21 protein-coding genes and 1 pseudogene are annotated in these 21,397 nt (G+C 36.1%); 11 read left to right on the top strand and 11 right to left on the bottom strand.

Features of this window, described 5'->3' with window-relative positions:
* Nucleotides 1–26 precede the first annotated feature (26 nt).
* Nucleotides 27–761 carry a lipase family protein gene (locus ACW0JX_RS06035; protein ID WP_000028690.1) on the bottom strand — a complete coding sequence of 245 codons (735 nt, stop codon included), beginning with the start codon at nt 759–761 and terminating at the stop codon, nt 27–29.
* Between the two features lie 156 nt (nt 762–917).
* On the opposite strand from ACW0JX_RS06035, the gene ACW0JX_RS06030 reads away from it, so the two are divergent.
* Nucleotides 918–1,100: a YjzD family protein gene (locus ACW0JX_RS06030; protein ID WP_001211116.1), complete on the top strand. Its 183-nt coding sequence runs from the start codon at nt 918–920 to the stop codon at nt 1,098–1,100.
* 38 nt (nt 1,101–1,138) lie between these two features.
* Here ACW0JX_RS06030 and clpB read toward each other — a convergent pair whose 3' ends face one another.
* The gene (gene clpB, locus ACW0JX_RS06025) at nt 1,139–3,739 is read right to left on the bottom strand and encodes an ATP-dependent chaperone ClpB (protein WP_168411127.1); all 2,601 of its coding nucleotides are present in this window, start codon (nt 3,737–3,739) and stop codon (nt 1,139–1,141) included.
* A gap of 210 nt (nt 3,740–3,949) precedes the next feature.
* Nucleotides 3,950–4,129, bottom strand: coding sequence for a YjzC family protein (locus ACW0JX_RS06020; protein ID WP_000531422.1), 180 nt, complete (start codon nt 4,127–4,129; stop codon nt 3,950–3,952).
* A gap of 493 nt (nt 4,130–4,622) precedes the next feature.
* On the opposite strand from ACW0JX_RS06020, the gene ACW0JX_RS06015 reads away from it, so the two are divergent.
* The 3 genes from ACW0JX_RS06015 (at nt 4,623) to ACW0JX_RS06005 (ending at nt 5,876) form a co-directional block, all read left to right on the top strand.
* Complete coding sequence (locus tag ACW0JX_RS06015; RefSeq protein WP_089170601.1) at nt 4,623–5,432, top strand: Cof-type HAD-IIB family hydrolase; 810 nt, start codon at nt 4,623–4,625, stop codon at nt 5,430–5,432.
* 105 nt (nt 5,433–5,537) lie between these two features.
* The gene (locus ACW0JX_RS06010) at nt 5,538–5,678 is read left to right on the top strand and encodes a hypothetical protein (RefSeq protein ID WP_000516816.1); all 141 of its coding nucleotides are present in this window, start codon (nt 5,538–5,540) and stop codon (nt 5,676–5,678) included.
* Nucleotides 5,679–5,876, top strand: coding sequence for a DUF3813 domain-containing protein (locus ACW0JX_RS06005; RefSeq protein ID WP_089170600.1), 198 nt, complete (start codon nt 5,679–5,681; stop codon nt 5,874–5,876).
* Nucleotides 5,877–5,901: 25 nt separating this feature from the next.
* On the opposite strand, the gene ACW0JX_RS06000 is transcribed toward ACW0JX_RS06005, so the two are convergent.
* Nucleotides 5,902–6,759, bottom strand: coding sequence for a YitT family protein (locus ACW0JX_RS06000; RefSeq protein WP_000364431.1), 858 nt, complete (start codon nt 6,757–6,759; stop codon nt 5,902–5,904).
* 100 nt (nt 6,760–6,859) lie between these two features.
* Between ACW0JX_RS06000 and ACW0JX_RS05995 the strand changes: the two genes are divergently transcribed.
* Both ACW0JX_RS05995 and prsA read left to right on the top strand, forming a co-directional pair.
* Nucleotides 6,860–6,991 carry a DUF3941 domain-containing protein gene (locus tag ACW0JX_RS05995; RefSeq protein ID WP_001120851.1) on the top strand — a complete coding sequence of 44 codons (132 nt, stop codon included), beginning with the start codon at nt 6,860–6,862 and terminating at the stop codon, nt 6,989–6,991.
* A gap of 129 nt (nt 6,992–7,120) precedes the next feature.
* Nucleotides 7,121–7,978 (top strand): peptidylprolyl isomerase PrsA, encoded by an 858-nt coding sequence (gene prsA / locus ACW0JX_RS05990; RefSeq protein ID WP_097987120.1) that lies wholly within the window; start codon nt 7,121–7,123, stop codon nt 7,976–7,978.
* Between the two features lie 52 nt (nt 7,979–8,030).
* Here prsA and ACW0JX_RS05985 read toward each other — a convergent pair whose 3' ends face one another.
* Entirely contained in the window at nt 8,031–8,885 is an 855-nt protein-coding gene (locus ACW0JX_RS05985; protein ID WP_000281259.1) for a CvfB family protein, read from the bottom strand.
* 230 nt (nt 8,886–9,115) lie between these two features.
* On the opposite strand from ACW0JX_RS05985, the gene ACW0JX_RS05980 reads away from it, so the two are divergent.
* Nucleotides 9,116–9,607: a YajQ family cyclic di-GMP-binding protein gene (locus tag ACW0JX_RS05980; protein WP_001040146.1), complete on the top strand. Its 492-nt coding sequence runs from the start codon at nt 9,116–9,118 to the stop codon at nt 9,605–9,607.
* Nucleotides 9,608–10,372: 765 nt separating this feature from the next.
* Here ACW0JX_RS05980 and ACW0JX_RS05975 read toward each other — a convergent pair.
* A pseudogene (locus ACW0JX_RS05975) lies at nt 10,373–10,591 on the bottom strand (hypothetical protein); the annotation flags it as partial.
* Nucleotides 10,592–10,910: 319 nt separating this feature from the next.
* Entirely contained in the window at nt 10,911–12,212 is a 1,302-nt protein-coding gene (locus ACW0JX_RS05970) for an alpha-amylase family glycosyl hydrolase (protein WP_459245499.1), read from the bottom strand.
* Between the two features lie 213 nt (nt 12,213–12,425).
* On the opposite strand from ACW0JX_RS05970, the gene ACW0JX_RS05965 reads away from it, so the two are divergent.
* A complete protein-coding gene (locus ACW0JX_RS05965; RefSeq protein ID WP_089170597.1) occupies nt 12,426–13,658 on the top strand; it encodes an ammonium transporter in 1,233 nt (410 codons plus the stop codon).
* 264 nt (nt 13,659–13,922) lie between these two features.
* Here the strand turns inward: ACW0JX_RS05965 and katB are convergent, their stop codons facing one another.
* From katB to asnB, 3 genes are all read right to left on the bottom strand, one after another.
* Nucleotides 13,923–15,389, bottom strand: coding sequence for a catalase KatB (gene katB / locus ACW0JX_RS05960; RefSeq protein ID WP_459245498.1), 1,467 nt, complete (start codon nt 15,387–15,389; stop codon nt 13,923–13,925).
* Between the two features lie 59 nt (nt 15,390–15,448).
* On the bottom strand, nt 15,449–16,408 hold the full coding sequence (gene hemH / locus ACW0JX_RS05955; protein WP_459245497.1) for a ferrochelatase: 960 nt from the start codon (nt 16,406–16,408) through the stop codon (nt 15,449–15,451).
* Nucleotides 16,409–16,594: 186 nt separating this feature from the next.
* The gene (gene asnB, locus ACW0JX_RS05950; protein ID WP_459245496.1) at nt 16,595–18,442 is read right to left on the bottom strand and encodes an asparagine synthase (glutamine-hydrolyzing); all 1,848 of its coding nucleotides are present in this window, start codon (nt 18,440–18,442) and stop codon (nt 16,595–16,597) included.
* 238 nt (nt 18,443–18,680) lie between these two features.
* Between asnB and ACW0JX_RS05945 the strand changes: the two genes are divergently transcribed.
* Complete coding sequence (locus tag ACW0JX_RS05945; protein ID WP_000616066.1) at nt 18,681–19,235, top strand: DUF2777 domain-containing protein; 555 nt, start codon at nt 18,681–18,683, stop codon at nt 19,233–19,235.
* A 59-nt stretch (nt 19,236–19,294) separates the two neighbouring features.
* Here the strand turns inward: ACW0JX_RS05945 and ACW0JX_RS05940 are convergent, their stop codons facing one another.
* Entirely contained in the window at nt 19,295–19,660 is a 366-nt protein-coding gene (locus tag ACW0JX_RS05940) for a YisL family protein (protein ID WP_029442123.1), read from the bottom strand.
* Nucleotides 19,661–19,810: 150 nt separating this feature from the next.
* On the opposite strand from ACW0JX_RS05940, the gene rocD reads away from it, so the two are divergent.
* A complete protein-coding gene (rocD, locus tag ACW0JX_RS05935) occupies nt 19,811–21,001 on the top strand; it encodes an ornithine aminotransferase (RefSeq protein WP_000616660.1) in 1,191 nt (396 codons plus the stop codon).
* A gap of 110 nt (nt 21,002–21,111) precedes the next feature.
* Nucleotides 21,112–21,393, top strand: coding sequence for a hypothetical protein (locus ACW0JX_RS05930; RefSeq protein WP_000926859.1), 282 nt, complete (start codon nt 21,112–21,114; stop codon nt 21,391–21,393).
* Nucleotides 21,394–21,397 lie beyond the last annotated feature (4 nt).

Genomic DNA, 21,397 nt, shown 5'->3' with positions numbered 1-21,397 from the left:
GCTCCTCATTTATGTATATGGGAGCTTCACAATTCTTCTTCATATTTTTTAAAGAAATCGGTCGTTTGCCTAACCATTTTATATTTCACATCTTGCAGATGGAATAAGACAGAAGTATCACATTGATTTAATTGCCTCATTTTCTCATATCTCCGCAACTGCTGTTTTCTTCCTCTTTTTTCTTGTGTTGATACGAAAATTTTAACAGGTACACAAGATGGAAGAAGCGTAAATGATTTCTTATTTATTTTTAAATCTAATTCTTCTTCTTTGGAATCATACGCCAAACTTAATTCCTTCACGAGTCTCTTGTAAAAAAACTTATGCTCTTTCTCAAAACCCACATATTCTGGTAAATCTAAACACGGATTTAACATAACAACAGAACGAATACATTCAGGATATTTGTTCATCATTTCAAGTGCCACAAGCGCTCCCATACCATCTGCCATAATGTGCATCTTCGCATTTAACGTCTCTTTTCTCAAAACAACATCATATAAACGTTTTGCCAGACGAACAGATTGATCGTTCCCCCAATGTCTTCCGTATAAATTAGAGGAAAAGACCGTGTAGCCTTGCTCAATAAGACCATGTAAGAAATAAGATTTACCCGCATGTTGTGTCCATAAACTTGTACCATTCTCAATAAAGTAGTTATAATCACCGAGGAGCATAACAGAAAATCCATTTGGCTTCTCCGGTAAATAAATGACACATGGTTCTTTTTCTAAGTAAAAAAAACGTTCCGTAATACTCATTTTTCCCCCGCCTTATTTTCTAAACATATAAAACCACTCTTTTATAATGTATGAACGGAATGCAAATTTGCGTTGAAAAATCTACAAATATTTTTCTATATTCTTTTTTCAATTGTGTTACAATAAGGACAGATTGAACGAATAGAGGTGTAAAATATGCGTTTCATTTGGGCATTAATTTGGTCGTTCTTACTTGTACATATGATGAGCTACGTAATTGGCTCTATGACTGGCGGTACATACGACTTTAACCAAGCGTCTATTTTCTCAGTTGTTCTTGCTGTATTAGTACTCGCAATTTCAGCTGCAATTCCAAACGAGCCAGTAGAACAACACTAAAAAAAGAGTCCGGATTTTATCCGAACTCTTTTTTATTTTCATTTCACATGAACGACTAATTCGTTATTTTCTACATCAACAACTACGTGACTATTGTCTGTAATTGTTCCTGCAATTAATTCTCTTGCTAATTTCGTTTCCACTTGACGTTGTACGTATCGTTTTAATGGACGAGCTCCGTACATTGGGTCGAAACCAGCTTCTACAACAAATTCTTTTGCTGCATCTGTTAATTCTACTGTAATGTGACGGTCAGCTAGACGGCCTTGTAGTTCTTTTACAATTTTATCAACAATGCCTTTAATTTCATTCGTTGTAAGAGGTTTGAATAAAATAATTTCATCAACACGGTTTAAAAATTCAGGGCGGAAATGTCCTCTTAATTGCCCCATTACAAGGTCTCTTGATTCCTCTTTAATCGAACCATCTTCTTCTAATCCCTCTAGTAAATGAGCAGATCCAATATTTGAAGTCATAATAATAACTGTGTTTTTAAAGTCTACTGTTCTTCCTTGTGAATCTGTAATGCGTCCATCATCTAACATTTGTAATAAAATGTTGAATACTTCTGGATGTGCTTTTTCGATTTCGTCTAACAAAATAACTGAATATGGTTTACGTCTTACCGCTTCTGTTAATTGACCGCCCTCTTCATATCCTACATATCCAGGAGGCGCACCAATTAAGCGTGACACAGCGTGTTTCTCCATATACTCAGACATGTCAATACGAATCATTTGCTCTTCACTATCGAATAAAGACTGCGCTAACGTTTTTGCAAGTTCTGTTTTACCAACACCCGTAGGGCCTAAGAAAATGAAGGAACCAATTGGACGATTCGGGTCTTTAATACCAGCGCGTGCACGAAGAACCGCGTCTGATACTAGGCTTACTGCTTCCTCTTGTCCGATGACACGCTCTGATAAGATTTGCTCTAAGCGTAGTAATTTCTCACGTTCGCCTTCAACAAGTTTAGCAACAGGAATACCAGTCCAGCGTGAAACAATATCTGCAATTTCTTCTTCACTTACTTCCTCACGTAATAAACGATTTTCTTCTTTATTATGCGCGCCCATTTCTTCCGCTTCTTTTAATTCTTTTTCGATTGCAGGAATTTTCCCGTGACGAAGTTCGGCTGCTTTATTTAAATCGTAATTACCTTCTGCTTCTTCTAATTCACGGCGCAGACGTTCTAAATGTTCACGTAAGTCACGAACTTTGTGAATGTCTTCTTTTTCTTTCTCCCATTTCGCTCTCATACCACTTGCAACTTCTTTTAAATCCGATAATTCACGTTGCAATGTTTTTAGACGCTCTTGGCTACCACGATCCGTTTCTTTTCCAAGAGCCGCTTCTTCAATTTCCAGCTGCATAATACGACGCGTTACTTCATCTAATTCTGTCGGCATAGAATCGATTTCTGTACGAATTGTTGCGCACGCTTCATCAACAAGGTCAATCGCTTTATCCGGTAAGAAGCGATCTGAAATATATCGATCTGATAAAACTGACGCTGCTACAATCGCACGGTCATGAATATTTACACCGTGATAAATTTCAAAGCGTTCTTTTAATCCACGTAATATGGAAATCGTATCTTCAACAGTTGGTTCTTCTGCTAATACTTGTTGGAAACGTCTTTCTAGTGCTGGATCTTTTTCAATATATTTACGATATTCATCTAATGTTGTCGCCCCGATACAATGCAGTTCACCACGAGCAAGCATCGGTTTTAACATATTTCCTGCATCCATCGCACCTTCTGTTTTACCAGCTCCAACGATTGTATGAAGTTCATCAATGAATAATAAAATGCGTCCTTCACTCTTTTTAATTTCATTTAATACAGCTTGCAGACGCTCTTCGAACTCACCACGGAATTTCGCACCTGCTACGAGCGCACTCATATCTAACGCAAAAATCGTTCTATCTTTCAATCCTTCAGGTACATCCTTTTTCACAATACGCTGTGCTAATCCTTCAACGATTGCTGTTTTACCAACACCTGGCTCACCAATTAAAACAGGATTGTTTTTCGTTTTACGTGAAAGAATGCGGATAACGCGTCGAATTTCACTATCTCGGCCGATAACAGGATCAATTTTCCCGGCTCTCACTTCTGCCACTAAATCACGGCCATATTTTTCTAACGCTTCATAAGTTGCTTCTGGATTTTGACTAGTCACTCTTTGATTCCCCCGAACTGTCATTAAAGACTGTAATAAGTTATCTTTCGTAATATGCAATCTTGCAAATAATTGATTTATATCGCCTTTTTCTTCGGAAAAAGCAAGCAATACATGTTCGACTGAAATGTAATCATCCTGCAGTTTTTCTGCTTCTTCCCCTGCTCTTACAAGCAGTTGTTGCAGAGCGCTCGTTACATACAATTTTCCAACTTCTGCACCGCTTCCCGTTACAGAAGGTTTCTTTTTAATTAAGCTTTCAGCGCCTTGCTTTAACGCTTCTATATCAACATTCATTTTTTGAAATATACGTACTGCTAATCCATCTTGCTCTTCTAATAACGCAAGTAATAGATGAACAGTATCCACCTCTTGGTGATGATGAGATACCGCTAAAGATTGGGCACTCATAATCGCCTCTTGTGTTTTTGTTGTCATTTGATTTAAGTCCATCTTTACAGCCCTCCAAAAGTTTGACTTTCTTTGACCTTTGATTTGATTATACGCCAACTGACTTTTTTATACAATAATTTTGCCTATGTATTTTCAAACTTATTATTGGAAAAAGAAAAAGGAAGCATTCATTATATTGTTTTAAAAATACGGTAAATGAAATTATAATGTGTAACGACAAAAAAGCCGCAATAACGATTGCGGCTTCTGTTACGGTTTTCTTTTATATGTCCACTGACGGTTATGATTCGTATTATCTGGAAACTTTTCACCGGCAGTTAATTGTACCATTTGCGGATTTTTCACCATACTTCCCGTTTCACCAATTTCTACATAAATACCATCATTCGGCGCTTTTTGTCCAGAACGAAACCTGCGATTTTGTCCCATTTTCATTCTCCTTCCATGACGTCTTTGCCTCATTAGTATATCCATTTTAAAAGAAAGGTTTTCTGTCATGTTTAGGAAACAGTACTACATCTCGTCCTTGTACATATATATGAATGATACAAGCGTAAGCAGGGATTTCTTTCCTACTTGTAGAAAAAAAAAAGAAACCAACCTACTCTAGGCTAGTTTCAAAGGAGAGTCAAACATATACGAGAAGATTACATGTTCATTATAAGTCTCATCACACGAGCAATGTAACCCTTTTCACAATTTGTACATAATGAAAGAAACATTGTTTGAACTTTCTAAAAAGATGTTGACTTTTCTTAATTTCCAACGATAAATAGTAGACACCGCAGCACTTTGAGACGTAAGATGGATATATAGTGAAATTTCCATCTATGGTGATTTCACCGAGTCTAACCTCTTATTTCTGCATATTAAAAACGGAAATACAGATAGATACAAAAAAATTATTATAAGAGGTGAAATTATGAACAAACAACATTTAATCGCATTAGACTTAGACGGTACTTTATTAACAGACAACAAAATAATTTCCACTCGAACGAAACATACAATTGCAAAAGCAAAGGAACAGGGACATATTGTTGTTATTTCAACAGGACGTCCATTCCGTGCTAGTTATGATTACTATAAAGAACTTGCTCTTAACACACCTATCGTAAACTTTAACGGTGCTTACGTACATCATCCTCTTGATACAAGCTGGGGAACACATCACTCTCCTCTTGAGCTAGCAACAGCGCAAGAAATTGTACGAGCTTGCTTTGATTTCGGCGTAAAAAATATATACGCGGAAGTAATGGACGATGTGTATGTTCGAGAAATTGATGAAGATAAAAAACATATTTTCGAATTCGGCTCTCCTAAGATTTTTACGGGAGACTTATTAAATATTTTAAACGATCATCCAACTTGCTTATTAATTGATGCACATGACGAGCATTCCACTGCAATTCGTCAACATTTAACGGATATGCACGCGGAAGTAATCGATCATAGAAAATGGGGCGCACCTTGGCCGATTATTGAGATTGTGAAAAGCGGATTAAATAAAGCGGTTGGATTACAAAAAATTTCTAGTCATTACAACATTCCACAAGAGCGAATTATCGCTTTCGGTGACGAAGATAATGATTTTGAAATGATTGAATTTGCTGGTCACGGCATCGCAATGGGGAATGCCATCCCTGAATTAAAATCACTCGCAAACCATACGACGTTAACGAACGAAGAAGATGGAATTGCTTTATATTTAGAAGAGGTTCTTGGGTTGTAATCTAAAAATTCCCTACTTATAGTTTCCTGCCAAATGTCCATACTATAAGTAGACGCAAGAGACATCGCGTCGATTGTTTTCAGCTAAATAAAGGGGGTTTTTCGAATGGGTAAAAAGAACAAATCAAAGCGTTTTATCCAACAAGGAGCCGATGCTGTTATGAAGCATGATGCAAGATTCCCGTACAGAGGTACATTAGCTGAGGCAGAAAAGGCAAGAAGTAACTCTTCTTTTGGAGGGGTTTAAATGGGGAACTTACTATTCCAACAAGCTAGAAATGCTGTTGAAAATGCCGTATCTTGTTCAAGCGGTACTGAGCAACAAGATCTCGTATATAGAGCAAAAAATGCTTTGCAATCTGCTTACGCAAACTCTTCAACTGCTGAAAAAGTTCAGCTCCGTGAAATGCAAGAGCAATTGCAAAACATTACGAATGTACATTAAAAAAGAGGACCAACTTCGGTCCTCTTTAATCTTTCCGAAACAATCCGAACACCCCAACTGTTTGCAGTATATTTGTAAATGCACCTGGGTCCACTTGTTTAATAATCCTCTCCAATTCGTATAACTCGTAACGGGTAATAACCATCATTAACATTTCTTTATTTTCATTCGTATAAGCACCTGTTGCTGGTATCGTTGTAATTCCTCTTACTAATCGCGAGTGAATCGCCTTTCTTACGTCCGCCCCATTCTTCGTAACAATTAATGCTGTAATCTTTACATGACGAGTATGAATTGCATCAATAATTCTCGTCGATACATATAAAGTCACTAACGTATATAACGCTTTTTCCCATCCATATACATAGCCAGCAGCGATAATGATAATTGCATTAAAAAAGAAAAAGTATGTACCGACAGGCTTATCTTTTATTTTTGATAAAATCATGGCGATAATATCTAATCCACCTGTAGAAGCACCCCACTTTAAAGCAATCCCTACTCCAATTGCCGAAATAATCCCGCCAAAAATCGCATTTAATATGATATCATTCGAAACCGCTCTAACAGGGATGATTTCTAGAAACAAAGTCATAAATATAACACAAAGAAAACTAAAAAAGGTGAAGGCCTTTCCAACCTTTTTCCACGCTAAAATAACGACAGGAATATTAAATAAGCTAAACAATACTCCCGTAGATATGTGAATCGATAAAAAATCACCTAATATTTGTGATAATAATTGAGACAATCCAGCAAAGCCGCTCGCATACACTTTCGCTGGCGTTAAAAATAAATTCATCCCAATCGCGTTTAATAAACCTGCGATGATTACAACGATTAACTTCTTTATAAGTTCAGTATAATTCAACTTCAAATCCATTTCGAATCCACCTTTACCCTTCATAAATGCACCGCTATACATAGTCTTTACGAAAAAGGAAATGATAAACGTACAACGTTTAGAAATGGAGTTGATACATATGCCACATACGAGTGATAACGACAAAAAAGCACGCGATAATAATGCAAAACGCACACAAAAAAATGAGCAAGAGCAAAAAAATATTCAGCAAGGTAAACGTGCATACTCTAAAAAGACCGATCACCTTTGATTCCATCGTACATCAACAATTATGTTGATGTACTTTTTTACATTTTAAAGGAAAAAAACATTAAAAATTCACTTCATGTTCACTTCTATATTCTACAATAGCGATAACATATTCGGATGAGGTGTTGGCATGAGAGGGAAACATATTTTCATTATTACTGCACTAATAAGTATATTGATGCTATCTGCTTGCGGACAAAAAAACGGATCAGCTACAGTCGCCACAGCAACAGACTCGACTGTTACGAAGGACGACTTCGAAAAACAATTGAAAGATCGTTACGGAAAAGACATGCTATACGAAATGATGGCACAAGACGTCATCACAAAAAAATATAAAGTACCTGATGAAGAGGTAAATAAAGAAGTAGAAAAAGTAAAAAAACAATATGGAGATCAATTCAAAAAAGTATTAGAAAATTATGGTTTAAAAGATGAAGAGGATTTCAAAAATCAAATTAAGTTCAAACTTGCTATGAATGAAGCGATTAAGAAAAGCATTACAGAAAAAGACGTAAAAGACCACTATAAGCCAGAAATTAAAGCGAGTCACATTTTAGTAAGTGACGAAAATGAAGCGAAAGAAATAAAGAGTAAACTAGATGCTGGTGCTTCATTTGAAGAATTAGCAAAACAAGAATCACAAGATCTGCTATCAAAAGATAAAGGTGGAGACCTTGGATACTTCAATTCAGGTACAATGGCTCCTGAATTCGAAACCGCTGCCTACAAACTAAATGTTGGACAAATTAGCAATCCCGTAAAATCATCAAACGGTTATCACGTTATTAAATTAACTGATAAAAAAGCTTTAAAGCCTTATGATGAAGTGAAAGACTCTATTCGCAAAAACTTAGAGGAAGAACGTACTGCTGATCCTGTATTCAGCAAAAAATTGTTACAAGAGGAATTAAAAAAGGCAAATATTAAAATAAATGATAGTGATTTGAAAGATACGTTTACTCTTGTTTCACCGCAAGGAAATTAAAAAAGCACAACCTTATCTTTTTAAATAAGGTTGTGCTTTTTAATCTTCTATCTTATTTCTTAAAGTAAGTCCAACCTTCTTCTTGGTAAACTTTTTCTTCTTTCATCAATTTACCAAGTGCGCGCTTAAATGCAGCTTTACTCATGTTAAAGCGTTCTTTAATATCTTCCGGATGGCTCTTATCCCAAAACGGCATTGCTCCGCCTCGTTCTTCCATATATGCATAAATTACTGCCGCATCGTCTTCCATTCCTTCTTCTTTACGAGGAAGAAGTGAAATGTTAATTGTACCATCATCTTTCACGTCAATAATACGGCCCGTTACACGCTCACCGATGCGAACTTGTTCTTTTCTTTCTGTATGGTGTAAGAAAGCACGGAAATGCTCATCAGTTAGTATGAATGAACCAACTTGAAGCGAACGATATACACGTCCATTTACGTTTTTATTACGCATAGATGGCGTTGCATCTACGATAATTTCTTGCATATCACTGTCTCTTGCCGGAAGAGCAATTAAACGATCACGATTCGTTAATTTTAACGTACAATATAATTCGTCGCCTACTTCTGGCCATACTGGCATATAAATCGGGAACTCATCAGCTGGAATTAGTATATCTTTTGACACACCAATATCAACAAACACACCTAAACTAGGAATGACTTCTACAACCTTTACCCAGTTCCAATCATAAGTTGTAATAATCGGTTCCTTCATTGTTGCTGAAATACGATTTTGGTGATCAAGGTATAAGAATACATCAATCGTATCGCCTTCTTCAATTTCTCCAGCTACTTCGTTTTTATGTAGGAAAATTTCTTCTTCTTCATTCCCAACCATATATCCGATTTCCGTTTCGCGTAAAACAGTTACCTGTTCAATCGATCCTATTTGCAAATACATATTTTTTAATTCCCTTCTATATATATAAAATTATCTTTTTTATCATTCCAAACAAAAGTTAATTATAACATGATTTTTCCTGTATTTGTCCAACTGCCCAAAATTCACTATAATAAAATGAGGTTCCATGAATATAAGTACGAAAACACTTAAGTCTAGACTCGTTTTCAGCTATACTTTAGTATGTACAGTACATAACAAGATTAGAAATTTATTTGGAGGTGCTAACTATGGCAAAAGATAGTTCTTTTGACATCGTTTCGAAAGTAGAATTACCTGAAGTAACAAACGCAATTAATATCGCATTAAAAGAAATCCAAAACCGATATGACTTTAAAGGAAGTAAAAGTGATATTAAATTAGAAAAAGAAGTACTAGTTTTAACTTCTGACGACGAGTTCAAATTAGACCAAGTAAAAGACGTTTTAATTTCTAAACTTGTAAAACGTAACGTTCCAATTAAGAACTTAGATTACGGAAAAGTTGAAGCTGCAACTGGCAACACTGTTCGCCAACGTGCAACACTTCAACAAGGTATCGATAAAGATAACGCTAAAAAAATTAACAACATCATTAAAGAAATGAAATTAAAAGTAAAAACACAAGTACAAGACGATCAAGTACGTGTTACAGCGAAAAGCCGTGATGACTTACAAGCCGTAATCGCAGCTGTTCGTAGCGCTGATTTACCAATCGACGTACAGTTCATTAACTACCGCTAAAAAAAACTCCTCTTAATTAGAGGAGTTTTCTTTTTAGCCTTGCAGAGACAATATTACAAGAACAAACCATAGAAAAAGGGTATGTGTGGTAAAAATCGCTAAGTAAATTGAAAATAAGGAAAAGACACCTTAAGACGTTTTCCCTTCATTTGAATTACTTTTCTTAGTAATTACATCCTAGGCCAAAGTCATCTTAAAAATTGCTATAACTCATAATTCCTCTCCTCGCCAAAACGTAACAATTTATGAGTATAAGAATATTTTCCAACCTTTAATGTAATGTAAAATTAATAAGTATTTTAAAAAATGTTAATTAAAAAAGAGTTAGAAGTGGTTATTTGAAGAAATTAATATTATGGTTTTTATTGGCCACATTCTCCCTAAATACTGTAGGATGTTCTAATAATACGAATACACTAACGGATAAGTCTAACTGTATCAACAAAGCTTGGTACAAAAAAAATATGTCATGTAATCATTTAAAAAACATTAAATAGTTAATGATAAAGGTCATAAAAAAAAAGACACCTCAAAGTGCCTTCCTCCGACTTGAACCATCTCAATTTTAACAATATTTGGTTGTAATTAAAAAGAAGCATAAATTGTTAATAAAGATGCAGACTTCAAAATAAAAAGTACACTAAGTAAACTCTTATTCAAAAATTTATATTAAACACTAATATTTTAGAAGCAAGTTTATAGGTGTAAAACCTACAGGGATTTCCCCTGTAGGTTTTATTATATTTCAAGTTATTTAAAATTGTATTATGAGTGGCTTTTTTCAGTTTGGTTTTCAAAATATTTTTCTTTAACCATTTTTATCAAATTTTCTTTTTCTGTTAGTTCCAATATAAATAATGCTTTTTTCATGTTATTTGCAATATCTTCTTCATTCTGTTGTTTAAATCTTAATAAATTCCATCCTTTTAAATACTAAAGTTCACCTAATAAGTATAAAGTATTTAGATTAATAGCTAATTTGACTTTGTGAACATATTCCATGACATAATTCGGATTGTGATATATTTTTTTAATTCTAAGCTCTTTAATGGTAATACCCAAATCGTAAAACTCCATTTTTCCACCTACTATTTAGCACTATATTAGTATAAGAGTATTCTCTAACTTTTAATGTAATGTAAAATTAATATAGTTGCAATTATTGTTCGTTTCAAAGATCTTTCTCTATCCGTATGGACACAAAAACAGGCTAGGAAGAAGACTTTCTCCCTAACCTGGCCCCACCGAACAAACTTACAAATCCAATAAGAAGACATGAACATAGAGTGCGTAACTTCTCATCTCATCTACGTTTCCTTTTAACTGCAATTAAAAACGCAATAAATAATACATTCACACCAACGATTAAGGAGATAAATAACCAATTCACACCTGTTTCTCTGTTAACTTTATACACGTTTGATTCTTCACGCTTTAAAACGAGATAAAATTTTCCGTTTTCCTCTCTTATAATTTCATTCTGCAACAATCCTCTTAACTCTTGTTTTTCACCAATTGCACTTGCAGGTAAGGAGACTTTTTGTGTTTCTTTCGTATTATTAATTGCTACTAAAGTTACTTCATCTTTATATTTTCGTTTTAGTATGCTCATCCCGCTCTTATCATACAGAAGCTCAAACGTACCACGTCGTAAAGACGGTCTCGCCTGCCTAAGTTCACCTAGTTTTGTTATGTGCTGCATAAATTTTTCGTCTGACTTAAAATCCATTAATCGTCTATTATCGGGTACACTTCCTCCATCTAATGCAATTTCAGTTCCGTAATAAAAATTCGGAATCCCAGGTGATGTTAACAAATATGTAAGCGCCAGTTTTAAACGTGATGGCGGATAATACATATTTTCTTTTGCAATACGCGCATATCTTTTTGTTTCTTGATCATCTAAAAACGTAACAAATTCCCCTTCTTTTTTACTCACATCGTATAACGATTTCACCGATACATCTGCTTTGGAAAACGATTCTACTATTTTTTCGTTGTATTCGCTATCCTCCTTTGTCATAATACGAAAATCTTTCTTTATCACTTGCATATCTTTTTGCGCGTTATCCCAAAAGGAACGCGGCTTTTTTTCACTATGTATAACATAGCTTCCGTCTAAATTAACTTCTTTTATCCACCATTTCATTGCATCAATTACCTGTCGTTCGTTTTCTCCAAGTGGAAATTGAAATACAACTTTCATTCCTTTTGCCTGAGCTTCTTTTACAAGTTCTTTTACATCATTTTCTGTCCCGAAATGTTCATTTACTTTTTTAAAATTTCGCACGTCTAATCCATCGTACTTTCCACTTTCAAAAAGTGGCGAAAGCATAACGGTAGTAAAACCCATTTCTTTTATGTAATCCAACCTTTTTATAATTCCTCTTATATCCCCGCCTTGATACCCTTCTAAATTACCGACTTCTAATTGTTTGTCATTTTTCGGTTCTCCATTATTGAAGCGATCAATCATAATGGAGTATATAACTTCATCTTTCCACTCTCTTTTTTCGTCTGCAAAAGTATGTATTGGTACAAACAAAACAAAAGCTAAGCAAAAACAAATGAATAGTTTCCTAGTCCGTATTTTTCCCACACGCATCCCCCAAGTTTTTTAATTGTAAGAATATTATACCAATTTTCTGGATGAAACGCATATGTCGATTTCAACCCTCACAAAATAATATATGTTAGATTTCCTAACATCATGTATATAATTTTCTGAATTTTTAGTTGATTTTTAGTTTAATTTCGAATATGATATGAAACATAACAAAATGATGTTATTTTTTCTAACATTATAGGAGGGAAAATCATGAATATGGGAGATACGGTTTTTATGTTTGTAACGACAGTAATGGTCATGTTAATGACACCAGGATTGGCACTTTTTTATGGAGGTATGGTTCGCAGCAAAAATGTACTCAGTACAACGATGCATAGTTATAGCGCAATGGCTATCGTTTCGATTCAATGGATTGTTATCGGCTATTCTTTATCATTCGGACCAGATTGGCACGGGATTATCGGTACACTTGATTGGTTCGGGCTAAACGGAGTTACCTACGCACCAAATCCAGACTACTCATCTACTATTCCTCACAATTTATTCATGATGTTTCAACTCATGTTCGCCATTTTAACTCCAGCTTTAATTTCAGGTGCATTCGCTGAAAGAATGCGATTTTCTGCCTTTCTTATTTTTATCCTTCTATGGACAACGATCGTTTACAATCCTGTCGCTCATTGGGTATGGGGCGTCGGCGGGTGGCTAAGGGAACTTGGGGCACTAGACTTCGCTGGCGGAAACGTCGTTCACATCACTTCCGGAGTTGCTGGTCTTGTATTAGCTATTTTCCTTGGAAAACGAAAAAACATAAATGGTTCTTCTCCTCACCATTTGCCATTTACAATGTTAGGCGCAGGCTTATTATGGTTTGGCTGGTTCGGTTTTAACGTCGGCAGCGCATTATCCTTAAACGACGTAGCTTTAACTGCATTTATTAATACAAATATAGCCGCTGCTGCCTCCGCTCTAACTTGGATGCTTTCTGAATGGTTCTTCCAATCAAAACCGACTGCGATGGGAGCTGCTTGTGGCGCCGTTTCCGGTCTAGTCGCTATTACACCAGCTTGCGGGTTCGTTACACCTTTCTCAGCTCTTCTTATCGGGGCAATTGGTGGTATATTATGCTTTGGCGCCGTTTTCTTCTTAAAAACAAAATTCGGGTATGACGATACACTTGATGCCTTTGGATGCCACGGCATCGGAGGAACTTGGGGCGGTATTGCAACAGGACTATTTGCAACTACTACCATAAACGGAGATGGTGCAAACGGATTATTTTACGGAAATTCCGCTTTACTGTTTAAACAATTTATAGCGATCGGTGCAACATATGCATTCACGATCATCATGACGTATGCCATTATTAAAGCGATTAACTTCTTCCTCCCTGTTCGGGTTGATGAGCACCAGGAACACATGGGACTTGATATTTCGATGCATGGCGAGAAGGCTTATGAACATGCAGAACGAGTAAACTAAAAAAGAGATGCAATCTATTAGTAATAGATTGCATCTCTTTTTTGCGTACTAGGCAACATACCCCACCTAGTATAAATGTAAATATATCATCGGTTTTTTGGATATATCAACGATTTTTCAAATATATCGATTGTTTCTTTCAATATATCAACGGTTCGACACAACATATCGATTTACAAACAAATTCCGACATAATTTACAAGCAAAATACCCCACATAACTTTATACAAAAAAGACGACCGAAACCCGGTCGTCTTTTCCTATTTATTTCGGAGCATTTCCTACATATTGCGTAATATCAACATTTAATGCCTGCGCTAAACGCATACCGTATTCTTGATCTGCACGGAAGAAGTTACAAACAGCTAGTAATTTCGTGCGTTCATTTACGTCTTTTAAGTCATTTGTTAAGTTTGCAATTAAGTTATCTTGCTCTTCTTTAGAGAATGAACGGTAACGCTCACCTGCTTGTTTGAAGTCATTTGGTTTCTCGATTTTTTCACGAGATACATAGCCTTCTACTTTCATAGTTGAATCGCGGTAAGCTGAGTCTTCAACTGGATTCTCTGCATGACGGCTCGGTTCGTAGTTGATTGTAGATGGGTTTTGATTCACTTGCATCGCACCATCACGTTGTTGATTATGAACAGCTGCGTATGGGCAGTTTACAGGAATTTGTAAGTAATTTGCACCAAGACGATAACGCTGTGTATCTGGGTAAGAGAATAAACGACCTTGTAATAATTTATCTTCCGATGGCTCAATACCATTTACAGTTGCACTTGGAGAGAACGCTACTTGTTCTACTTCTGCAAAGAAGTTTTTCGGATTACGATTTAACGTCATTCTCCCTACTTCCATTAATGGGAAGCGATCTTCTGGCCACACTTTCGTTGGATCTAATGGATCAAAGTCTAAAGAGTCCATTTCATCTAATTGCATAACTTGTACGTGTAAATCCCATTTCGGGTGATTTCCTTTTTCGATTGCGTCGAACAAGTCACGAGTTGCATGATTGAAGTCTTTCCCTTGTACTTCTTGCACTTCCTTCGCATTTAAGTTACGTACACCTTGCTGTGGTTTCCAGTGGTATTTAATATAAACAATTTTACCTTCTTCATTAATCCATTTAAATGAATGGACGCCGAAACCTTCCATTTCACGATAACTTGCTGGTGTACCGTAATCAGAAAATACCCATGTCATCATGTGTGTAGATTCTGGAGTTAACGTCATGAAATCCCAGTAACGATCTGGCGTTTGAATATTCGTATCAGGTGCTGGTTTTAAAGAATGTACCATATCAGGGAATTTAATTGCATCACGAATGAAGAAAACTGGTAAATGATTACCTACGATATCGTAGTTTCCTTCTTCTGTATAAAATTTAACAGCGAACCCACGTGGGTCACGTGCTGTTTCAGGAGAACCTTGACCATGAATAACCGTTGAAAAACGAACAAATACAGGCGTTTCAGTTCCTTCATTTTGTAAAAATGCCGCTTTCGTATATTGCTTCATACTATTTTTCGTTACGAATACACCGTGAGCACCTGCACCACGTGCATGCACAACACGCTCCGGAATACGTTCACGATCAAAGTGCGCAAGTTTTTCTACTAAATGATAGTCTTCTAATAATACTGGTCCACGACGACCAGCTGTACGAGAATTTTGGTTATCTCCAACTGGAGCACCTTGGTTTGTTGTTAAGCGATTATTTGGATTCATCTAGGGGGATCCTCCTCTTTCTTTCATAGTAATTATTATTTATTTAAAATTATTATAAATTAATTATTATTCAAAACTAAACCTTTGTCAACTATTTCCTTCACTTTTTTTGAAACAATTTCAGCCAAACAGTCGATAAATGCAGATTGTGCATTCGGCATACTTGGTCTAAAATATTTGGCATTTAATTCATCAGTTACAACTTTACATTCATAATCGTTGTCATATAAAACTTCTAAATGCTCCGCTACAAAACCAACTGGGCAATATACGAAAGATTCGTACCCATGCTCTGCATATAAATCTTTCGTTAAATCTTGCACATCTGGACCAATCCATGGATCAGGAGTATTCCCAGCACTTTGCCAACCGATTGTATAGTTTTGAATATTTGCAGCTTCTGCAATTAAATCTGCCGTATGCTTTAGTTGTTCTACATATGGGTCTCCTGCTGCAATAATCTTTTCTGGCAAACTATGCGCTGAGAAAATTACGACTGCTTTCTCTTTATCATCAATTTCTGTAAACGTTTCTTTTATTTGGTCTGCCCAATACGAAATAAATTTCGGTTCATCATACCATTGTTCAATTGGTTCAATAACAGGACCACCGATTTCTTTTGAAAGACGAATAGCACGGTCATTATACGCTTTAATGCTAAATGTAGAATAGTGCGGCGCTAATACGATACTAATCGCCTGCTCAATTCCATCTCGCTTCATTTCCTCTACAGCATCTTCTATAAATGGCGCAGTATGTTTTAAACCTAAGTAACAAGTAAATTCATACTCTGTAAATATGTTATTCATTGAATCTGTTAATTTATGCGCCTGCTCTTTCGTAATTTTTGCAAGCGGCGAAATTCCACCAATCGCTTTATAGCGCCCAATTAAATCTTCAAGCGCTTCTTCTGACGGCTTACGCCCGTGACGGATATGTGTATAATATGCCTCTACATCGTCTAATGATTCTGGTGTTCCATACGCCATTACGAGTAAACCTATTTTTTTCTTTGTCATCTATATAACACCTCAATTTTATAAATGAGAATCCTTTTCAGAACGTTCGTTTCCAATTATAACAAGCAATAATAAGTACGTCAAAATAATAATTCTAATTAAGTATTATTTATAAGGTGATTTTTAATTTTATATGACAATTTATTTAATAAAAAGCGACTTACATAAGTGTAAGCCGCTTTTCCCTTATTCCTTAATATTTACCCCATATTCTTTAAACCAAACGTGAATTTGTGCTAAATGAGCTAAAAGCTGTGGCCCAGTCATCAATTGACCAAACCATGGTGTTTGAAATGCACTGCCACCAGACTGAATTAATCCGTTCAACTGCTCTTTATCAAACAATTCGTGTAAAATTGAACCTTTATCCGTTAATAGATTTTGAAGCCATACTGTTACTGCTTTTGTATAGTGTGGATTGTGTGTTTTCGGATAAGGGCTCTTCTTTCTATATAAGATGTCATGTGGAAGTACATCTTCTAACGCTTTACGTAATAGACCTTTTTCGCGGTTTTTATACATTTTCATTTCCCAAGGAATATTCCACGCATATTCGACAAGGCGATGATCTGCAAATGGAACACGTACTTCTAAACTTGCCCCCATACTCATGCGGTCTTTTCTGTCTAATAAAGTTGTCATAAACCATACCATATTTAAATAAAATAATTGGCGTCTTTTTGCTTCTAGCGGACTTTCTCCCTCTAAAATAGGAACTTCTTGAATCGACTCTTCATAGCGCCTTTGTACATATTGTTGTAAATTTAATTTATTTCTCCATTCTTTCTTTAGCAGTTGTTCACGTGCTTCTGTAGAGCGCATCCACGGAAAGGCACTCGATTGTAAATCATCTTCTCTATAAAACCACGGATATCCACCAAATATTTCATCTGCACATTCCCCAGATAAACCGACGACAAAATCTTGTTTAATTTCGCGGCAAAACCATAATAATGACGAATCGATATCTGCCATACCAGGCAAATCACGAACGAGTACTGCTTCAGTTAAATACTCTGCTAATTTTTCATTCGAAATGACGCAGCGATGATGGGTTGTTTGAAATGTCTCAGTCATTAAATTAATAAACGGAGCATCTGAATTTGGCTGGAACGCATTCGCTTTAAAGTATTTGTCATTATCTTCGTAATCAATAGAATACGTGTGTAATTGCCCTTTTCCTGATCTCTCGTATTCTTTCGCTGCGATAGCTGTAATAGCGCTCGAATCTACACCACCTGATAAAAAAGTACATAGTGGCACATCAGAAACAAGCTGTCTTGTAATGGCATCTTGTAATAAAAAGCGCGTTTTCTCTACTGTTTCTTCAAAAGAGTCTTCATGTTTTTTACTTTCTACATTCCAATATCTCCATATACATAAACCGTTCTTTGAAAATGTCATCGCATGACCTGGACGTAATTCTTTTATACCAGCATAAATACCATGGCCAGGCGTTCTTGACGGTCCGAGGCCGAATATTTCGGATAACCCTTCTAACGTTACTTCCTCCTTCACATCTGGATGAGCCAGTATCGCTTTTAACTCTGAACCAAATAGTAATCGCCCACTATCATATTTATAAAATAGCGGTTTTACACCTAGTCGATCTCGCGCAATAAATACTTGTTCTTTCTGTTCATCCCATACAGCAAACGCATATATACCGTTTAAATGATCGACACATTCTTCTTTCCATTCAATATAAGAAGCTAATAATACTTCTGTATCAGAATGACCTTTGAACGTATATCCTCTTCTTAATAATTCCTTTCGAATGTCTTCTGTGTTATAAAGTTCACCGTTATAGCAAATGGCGTAATTCGTTTCATCTTTTAAACAAGTCATCGGTTGTTTCCCGCCCTCAGGGTCAACAACGATTAATCGTTTATGCCCAAATGCGACATTGCCTTTAATCCAAACTTTATTATCATCCGGACCACGTTTCGCTAACGTCTCAGCCATCTTCGTAACGACATCTCTTTCTCCTTCTAATGAGCGTTTATAATCCACCCACCCTGTAATCCCGCACATATAAATCATCCTTCCATCTTATTTCTTTTCTTGAACGTGCAGTAATCCCCACCCTAAGAGTGCGGATCAAAAAATGGAAAACTTGACAATAACCTACTATCCACATATGGAATAGCATTCTCACTCAGTAAAACGTGTTTTATTGTATGCCCACCTATGTCTAGATGTGTCTAGTTATAAAGAATGCACGAACTGTCTATAACAGGAATAACTACTTTTCATAAAGGAGAAATCATGTATGATACAACGTAACCATATTTTATATAACCAGCCCCGCGCTCATACAGTCGGTAATGTAGAATATATAAACAATGAATGGGTATTCTTTGATGATGAAAATGATGAAGCATTTTTATTAGAAGATATTGCCGAAGATGGTTTTGAGATTTTATATAACAACAACTGGCTACCAGCTCGTTTCTATGAACAAGATATATTACAAATCGCCAACGAACAGCACCACCTGCAAAACGGGGAAATGATACGTATTCGAAAAAAATTGCTTCTTAGCTATAATGAATGGCTCGAGGAATTACCTGACTCTGTGTTCACATTATTAACCGAATCATTGCAATCACTTCACTACTCTTTATATGATTGCATGTATTGTCATAATTATTTATCTTTCTTACCGAAAGAGGAGTCACGTGAAGGAGTAAATATTCTTTTGTTTGATAACGAAGAGATGATCTGTACACTGCAGCACCATTTCGTCCGTCACACTACATCCAATAAAAATATGTTCCGTTTTACGAAAGTAAATGGGGAAGAATTGCATATCGATGCGACATAAAAAATAAAAACCACCTTATCTCCCAAGTCTTTGAGATTATAAGGTGGTTTTATTTTTTATTAGAATACTTTCCAGCCAATCGGTAATTTCAGCCCAAGGTAAAATACTGCTACTAGCGCAACAATAAATAAGCCCCAAACCGCCCCTGTTGGTTTGTTTTTGCTCATTTTCACAAGAACCATTTCCATTCCACCGATAACTAAAATACCAGCTAACATTTTTAAGCCGTACCACATGTGCATGCTACCTGTTGCTGTCTTCACAATACTCATGTACAACATGAAGCCTGTCACAATAATGAAGATATACACTAGGCGAAGCCCCATATGTACACCTTTACCTTTTCTCCCTGCTGAATAAAGTGAATACGCAACGAAGAATAAAATTAAACCTAACGCCCATGCTGTAATATGCATATGTACCATCGTATCCCTTACCTCCTCTTTTCACACTTTTTCACTCTATATGATAACATGTTCATTTATTTTCAGGAAATGTTTCGCTTTTTTACATTTAAATGCTATAATATTTAGAGTATTTACAAACTTCTTGTAATAACAAAAGGGGGAACAATCATGATTCAAACTAAGGATATTATCGAACTTACAGACACATACGGAGCAAATAACTATCACCCACTTCCAATCGTTATTTCTAAAGCAGAAGGTGTTTGGGTAGAAGATCCTGAAGGAAACCGCTATATGGACTTATTAAGTGCATATTCTGCAGTAAACCAAGGTCATCGTCACCCGAAAATTATTAACGCTTTAATTGACCAAGCTAATCGTGTTACGTTAACTTCTCGTGCTTTCCATAGCGATCAATTAGGTCCTTGGTACGAAAAAGTTGCGAAACTAACTAATAAAGAAATGGTACTTCCAATGAATACAGGTGCTGAAGCTGTTGAAACTGCAATTAAAACAGTTCGTCGCTGGGCTTATGATGTGAAGAAAGTAGAAGCAAACCGTGCTGAAATCATCGTTTGTGAAGATAACTTCCACGGACGTACAATGGGTTCTGTTTCTATGTCTTCAAATGAAGAGTACAAGCGTGGATTCGGTCCAATGCTTCCTGGCATCGTTGTAATTCCTTACGGTGATTTAGAAGCATTAAAAGCCGCAATTACACCAAACACAGCAGCATTCATTTTAGAGCCAATTCAAGGTGAAGCAGGAATTAACATCCCACCAGCTGGTTACTTAAAAGAAGCTCTTGAAGTATGTAAAAAAGAAAACGTTTTATTCGTAGCAGATGAAATCCAAACAGGCTTAGGCCGTACTGGTAAAGTATTCGCTTGTGACTGGGACGATGTAACTCCTGACATGTACATACTTGGTAAAGCCCTTGGTGGCGGTGTGTTCCCGATCTCTTGTGTTGCAGCAAACCGCGACATTTTAGGTGTATTTGAGCCAGGTTCTCATGGTTCTACATTCGGCGGTAACCCACTTGCATGTGCTGTTTCTATCGCAGCTCTTGAAGTTTTAGAAGAAGAAAAATTAACAGAGCGTTCTCTTCAATTAGGAGAAAAATTAGTTGGGCAATTAAAAGAAATTGATAACCCAATGATCACTGAAGTTCGCGGTAAAGGTTTATTCATCGGTATCGAATTAAACGAGCCAGCTCGTCCTTACTGTGAACAACTAAAAGCAGCTGGTCTACTATGTAAAGAAACACACGAAAACGTAATTCGTATCGCACCACCTCTAGTAATCTCTGAAGAAGATTTAGAGTGGGCATTCCAAAAAATTAAAGCTGTATTATCGTAATAATAGAGAGGTTGTCCAACATGTTGGGACAACCTCTTTCTTTTTATATTCAATTATATTAAGATGAAATTGTAATTTTCTGTATTTTAAATTCATAAAGGAGCTGCGATATGCTACTAAGATATGGTAAACATATTAACTATTTAGCTACAGCTTTTATTTTAGTTACATTCTTTAGTTTCCTACTTTCCACAACATGGCTTCATTACTCAACTCCTACTACACTCACACTACTGAAAGCATCATTTTGGACTGCTGTTATTCTTACTATTATTGGATTTGGACGAGAAAAAAGCGCACTTGCGGTTATATTATTTGGCATTTGTACACTTGCATTAATTGGTCTTTACACTTTTGCCGTTATAGATTATCTCTATAATCCGAGACCATAGAAAA

This window comes from Bacillus sp. C-3-6, assembly GCF_054509685.1.
This window is presented reverse-complemented; position numbering and strand designations above follow the sequence as displayed.

Excerpts from the sequence above, each read along its gene's own strand:
- ACW0JX_RS06035 (WP_000028690.1), bottom strand. The coding sequence starts at position 761 with ATGAGTATTACGGAACGTTTTTTTTACTTAGAAAAAGAACCATGTGTC.
- ACW0JX_RS06030 (WP_001211116.1), top strand. The coding sequence starts at position 918 with ATGCGTTTCATTTGGGCATTAATTTGGTCGTTCTTACTTGTACATATG.
- clpB (WP_168411127.1), bottom strand. The coding sequence starts at position 3,739 with ATGGACTTAAATCAAATGACAACAAAAACACAAGAGGCGATTATGAGT.
- ACW0JX_RS06020 (WP_000531422.1), bottom strand. The coding sequence starts at position 4,129 with ATGGGACAAAATCGCAGGTTTCGTTCTGGACAAAAAGCGCCGAATGAT.
- ACW0JX_RS06015 (WP_089170601.1), top strand. The coding sequence starts at position 4,623 with ATGAACAAACAACATTTAATCGCATTAGACTTAGACGGTACTTTATTA.
- ACW0JX_RS06010 (WP_000516816.1), top strand. The coding sequence starts at position 5,538 with ATGGGTAAAAAGAACAAATCAAAGCGTTTTATCCAACAAGGAGCCGAT.
- ACW0JX_RS06005 (WP_089170600.1), top strand. The coding sequence starts at position 5,679 with ATGGGGAACTTACTATTCCAACAAGCTAGAAATGCTGTTGAAAATGCC.
- ACW0JX_RS06000 (WP_000364431.1), bottom strand. The coding sequence starts at position 6,759 with ATGGATTTGAAGTTGAATTATACTGAACTTATAAAGAAGTTAATCGTT.
- ACW0JX_RS05995 (WP_001120851.1), top strand. The coding sequence starts at position 6,860 with ATGCCACATACGAGTGATAACGACAAAAAAGCACGCGATAATAATGCA.
- prsA (WP_097987120.1), top strand. The coding sequence starts at position 7,121 with ATGAGAGGGAAACATATTTTCATTATTACTGCACTAATAAGTATATTG.
- ACW0JX_RS05985 (WP_000281259.1), bottom strand. The coding sequence starts at position 8,885 with ATGTATTTGCAAATAGGATCGATTGAACAGGTAACTGTTTTACGCGAA.
- ACW0JX_RS05980 (WP_001040146.1), top strand. The coding sequence starts at position 9,116 with ATGGCAAAAGATAGTTCTTTTGACATCGTTTCGAAAGTAGAATTACCT.
- ACW0JX_RS05970 (WP_459245499.1), bottom strand. The coding sequence starts at position 12,212 with ATGCGTGTGGGAAAAATACGGACTAGGAAACTATTCATTTGTTTTTGC.
- ACW0JX_RS05965 (WP_089170597.1), top strand. The coding sequence starts at position 12,426 with ATGAATATGGGAGATACGGTTTTTATGTTTGTAACGACAGTAATGGTC.
- katB (WP_459245498.1), bottom strand. The coding sequence starts at position 15,389 with ATGAATCCAAATAATCGCTTAACAACAAACCAAGGTGCTCCAGTTGGA.
- hemH (WP_459245497.1), bottom strand. The coding sequence starts at position 16,408 with ATGACAAAGAAAAAAATAGGTTTACTCGTAATGGCGTATGGAACACCA.
- asnB (WP_459245496.1), bottom strand. The coding sequence starts at position 18,442 with ATGTGCGGGATTACAGGGTGGGTGGATTATAAACGCTCATTAGAAGGA.
- ACW0JX_RS05945 (WP_000616066.1), top strand. The coding sequence starts at position 18,681 with ATGATACAACGTAACCATATTTTATATAACCAGCCCCGCGCTCATACA.
- ACW0JX_RS05940 (WP_029442123.1), bottom strand. The coding sequence starts at position 19,660 with ATGGTACATATGCATATTACAGCATGGGCGTTAGGTTTAATTTTATTC.
- rocD (WP_000616660.1), top strand. The coding sequence starts at position 19,811 with ATGATTCAAACTAAGGATATTATCGAACTTACAGACACATACGGAGCA.
- ACW0JX_RS05930 (WP_000926859.1), top strand. The coding sequence starts at position 21,112 with ATGCTACTAAGATATGGTAAACATATTAACTATTTAGCTACAGCTTTT.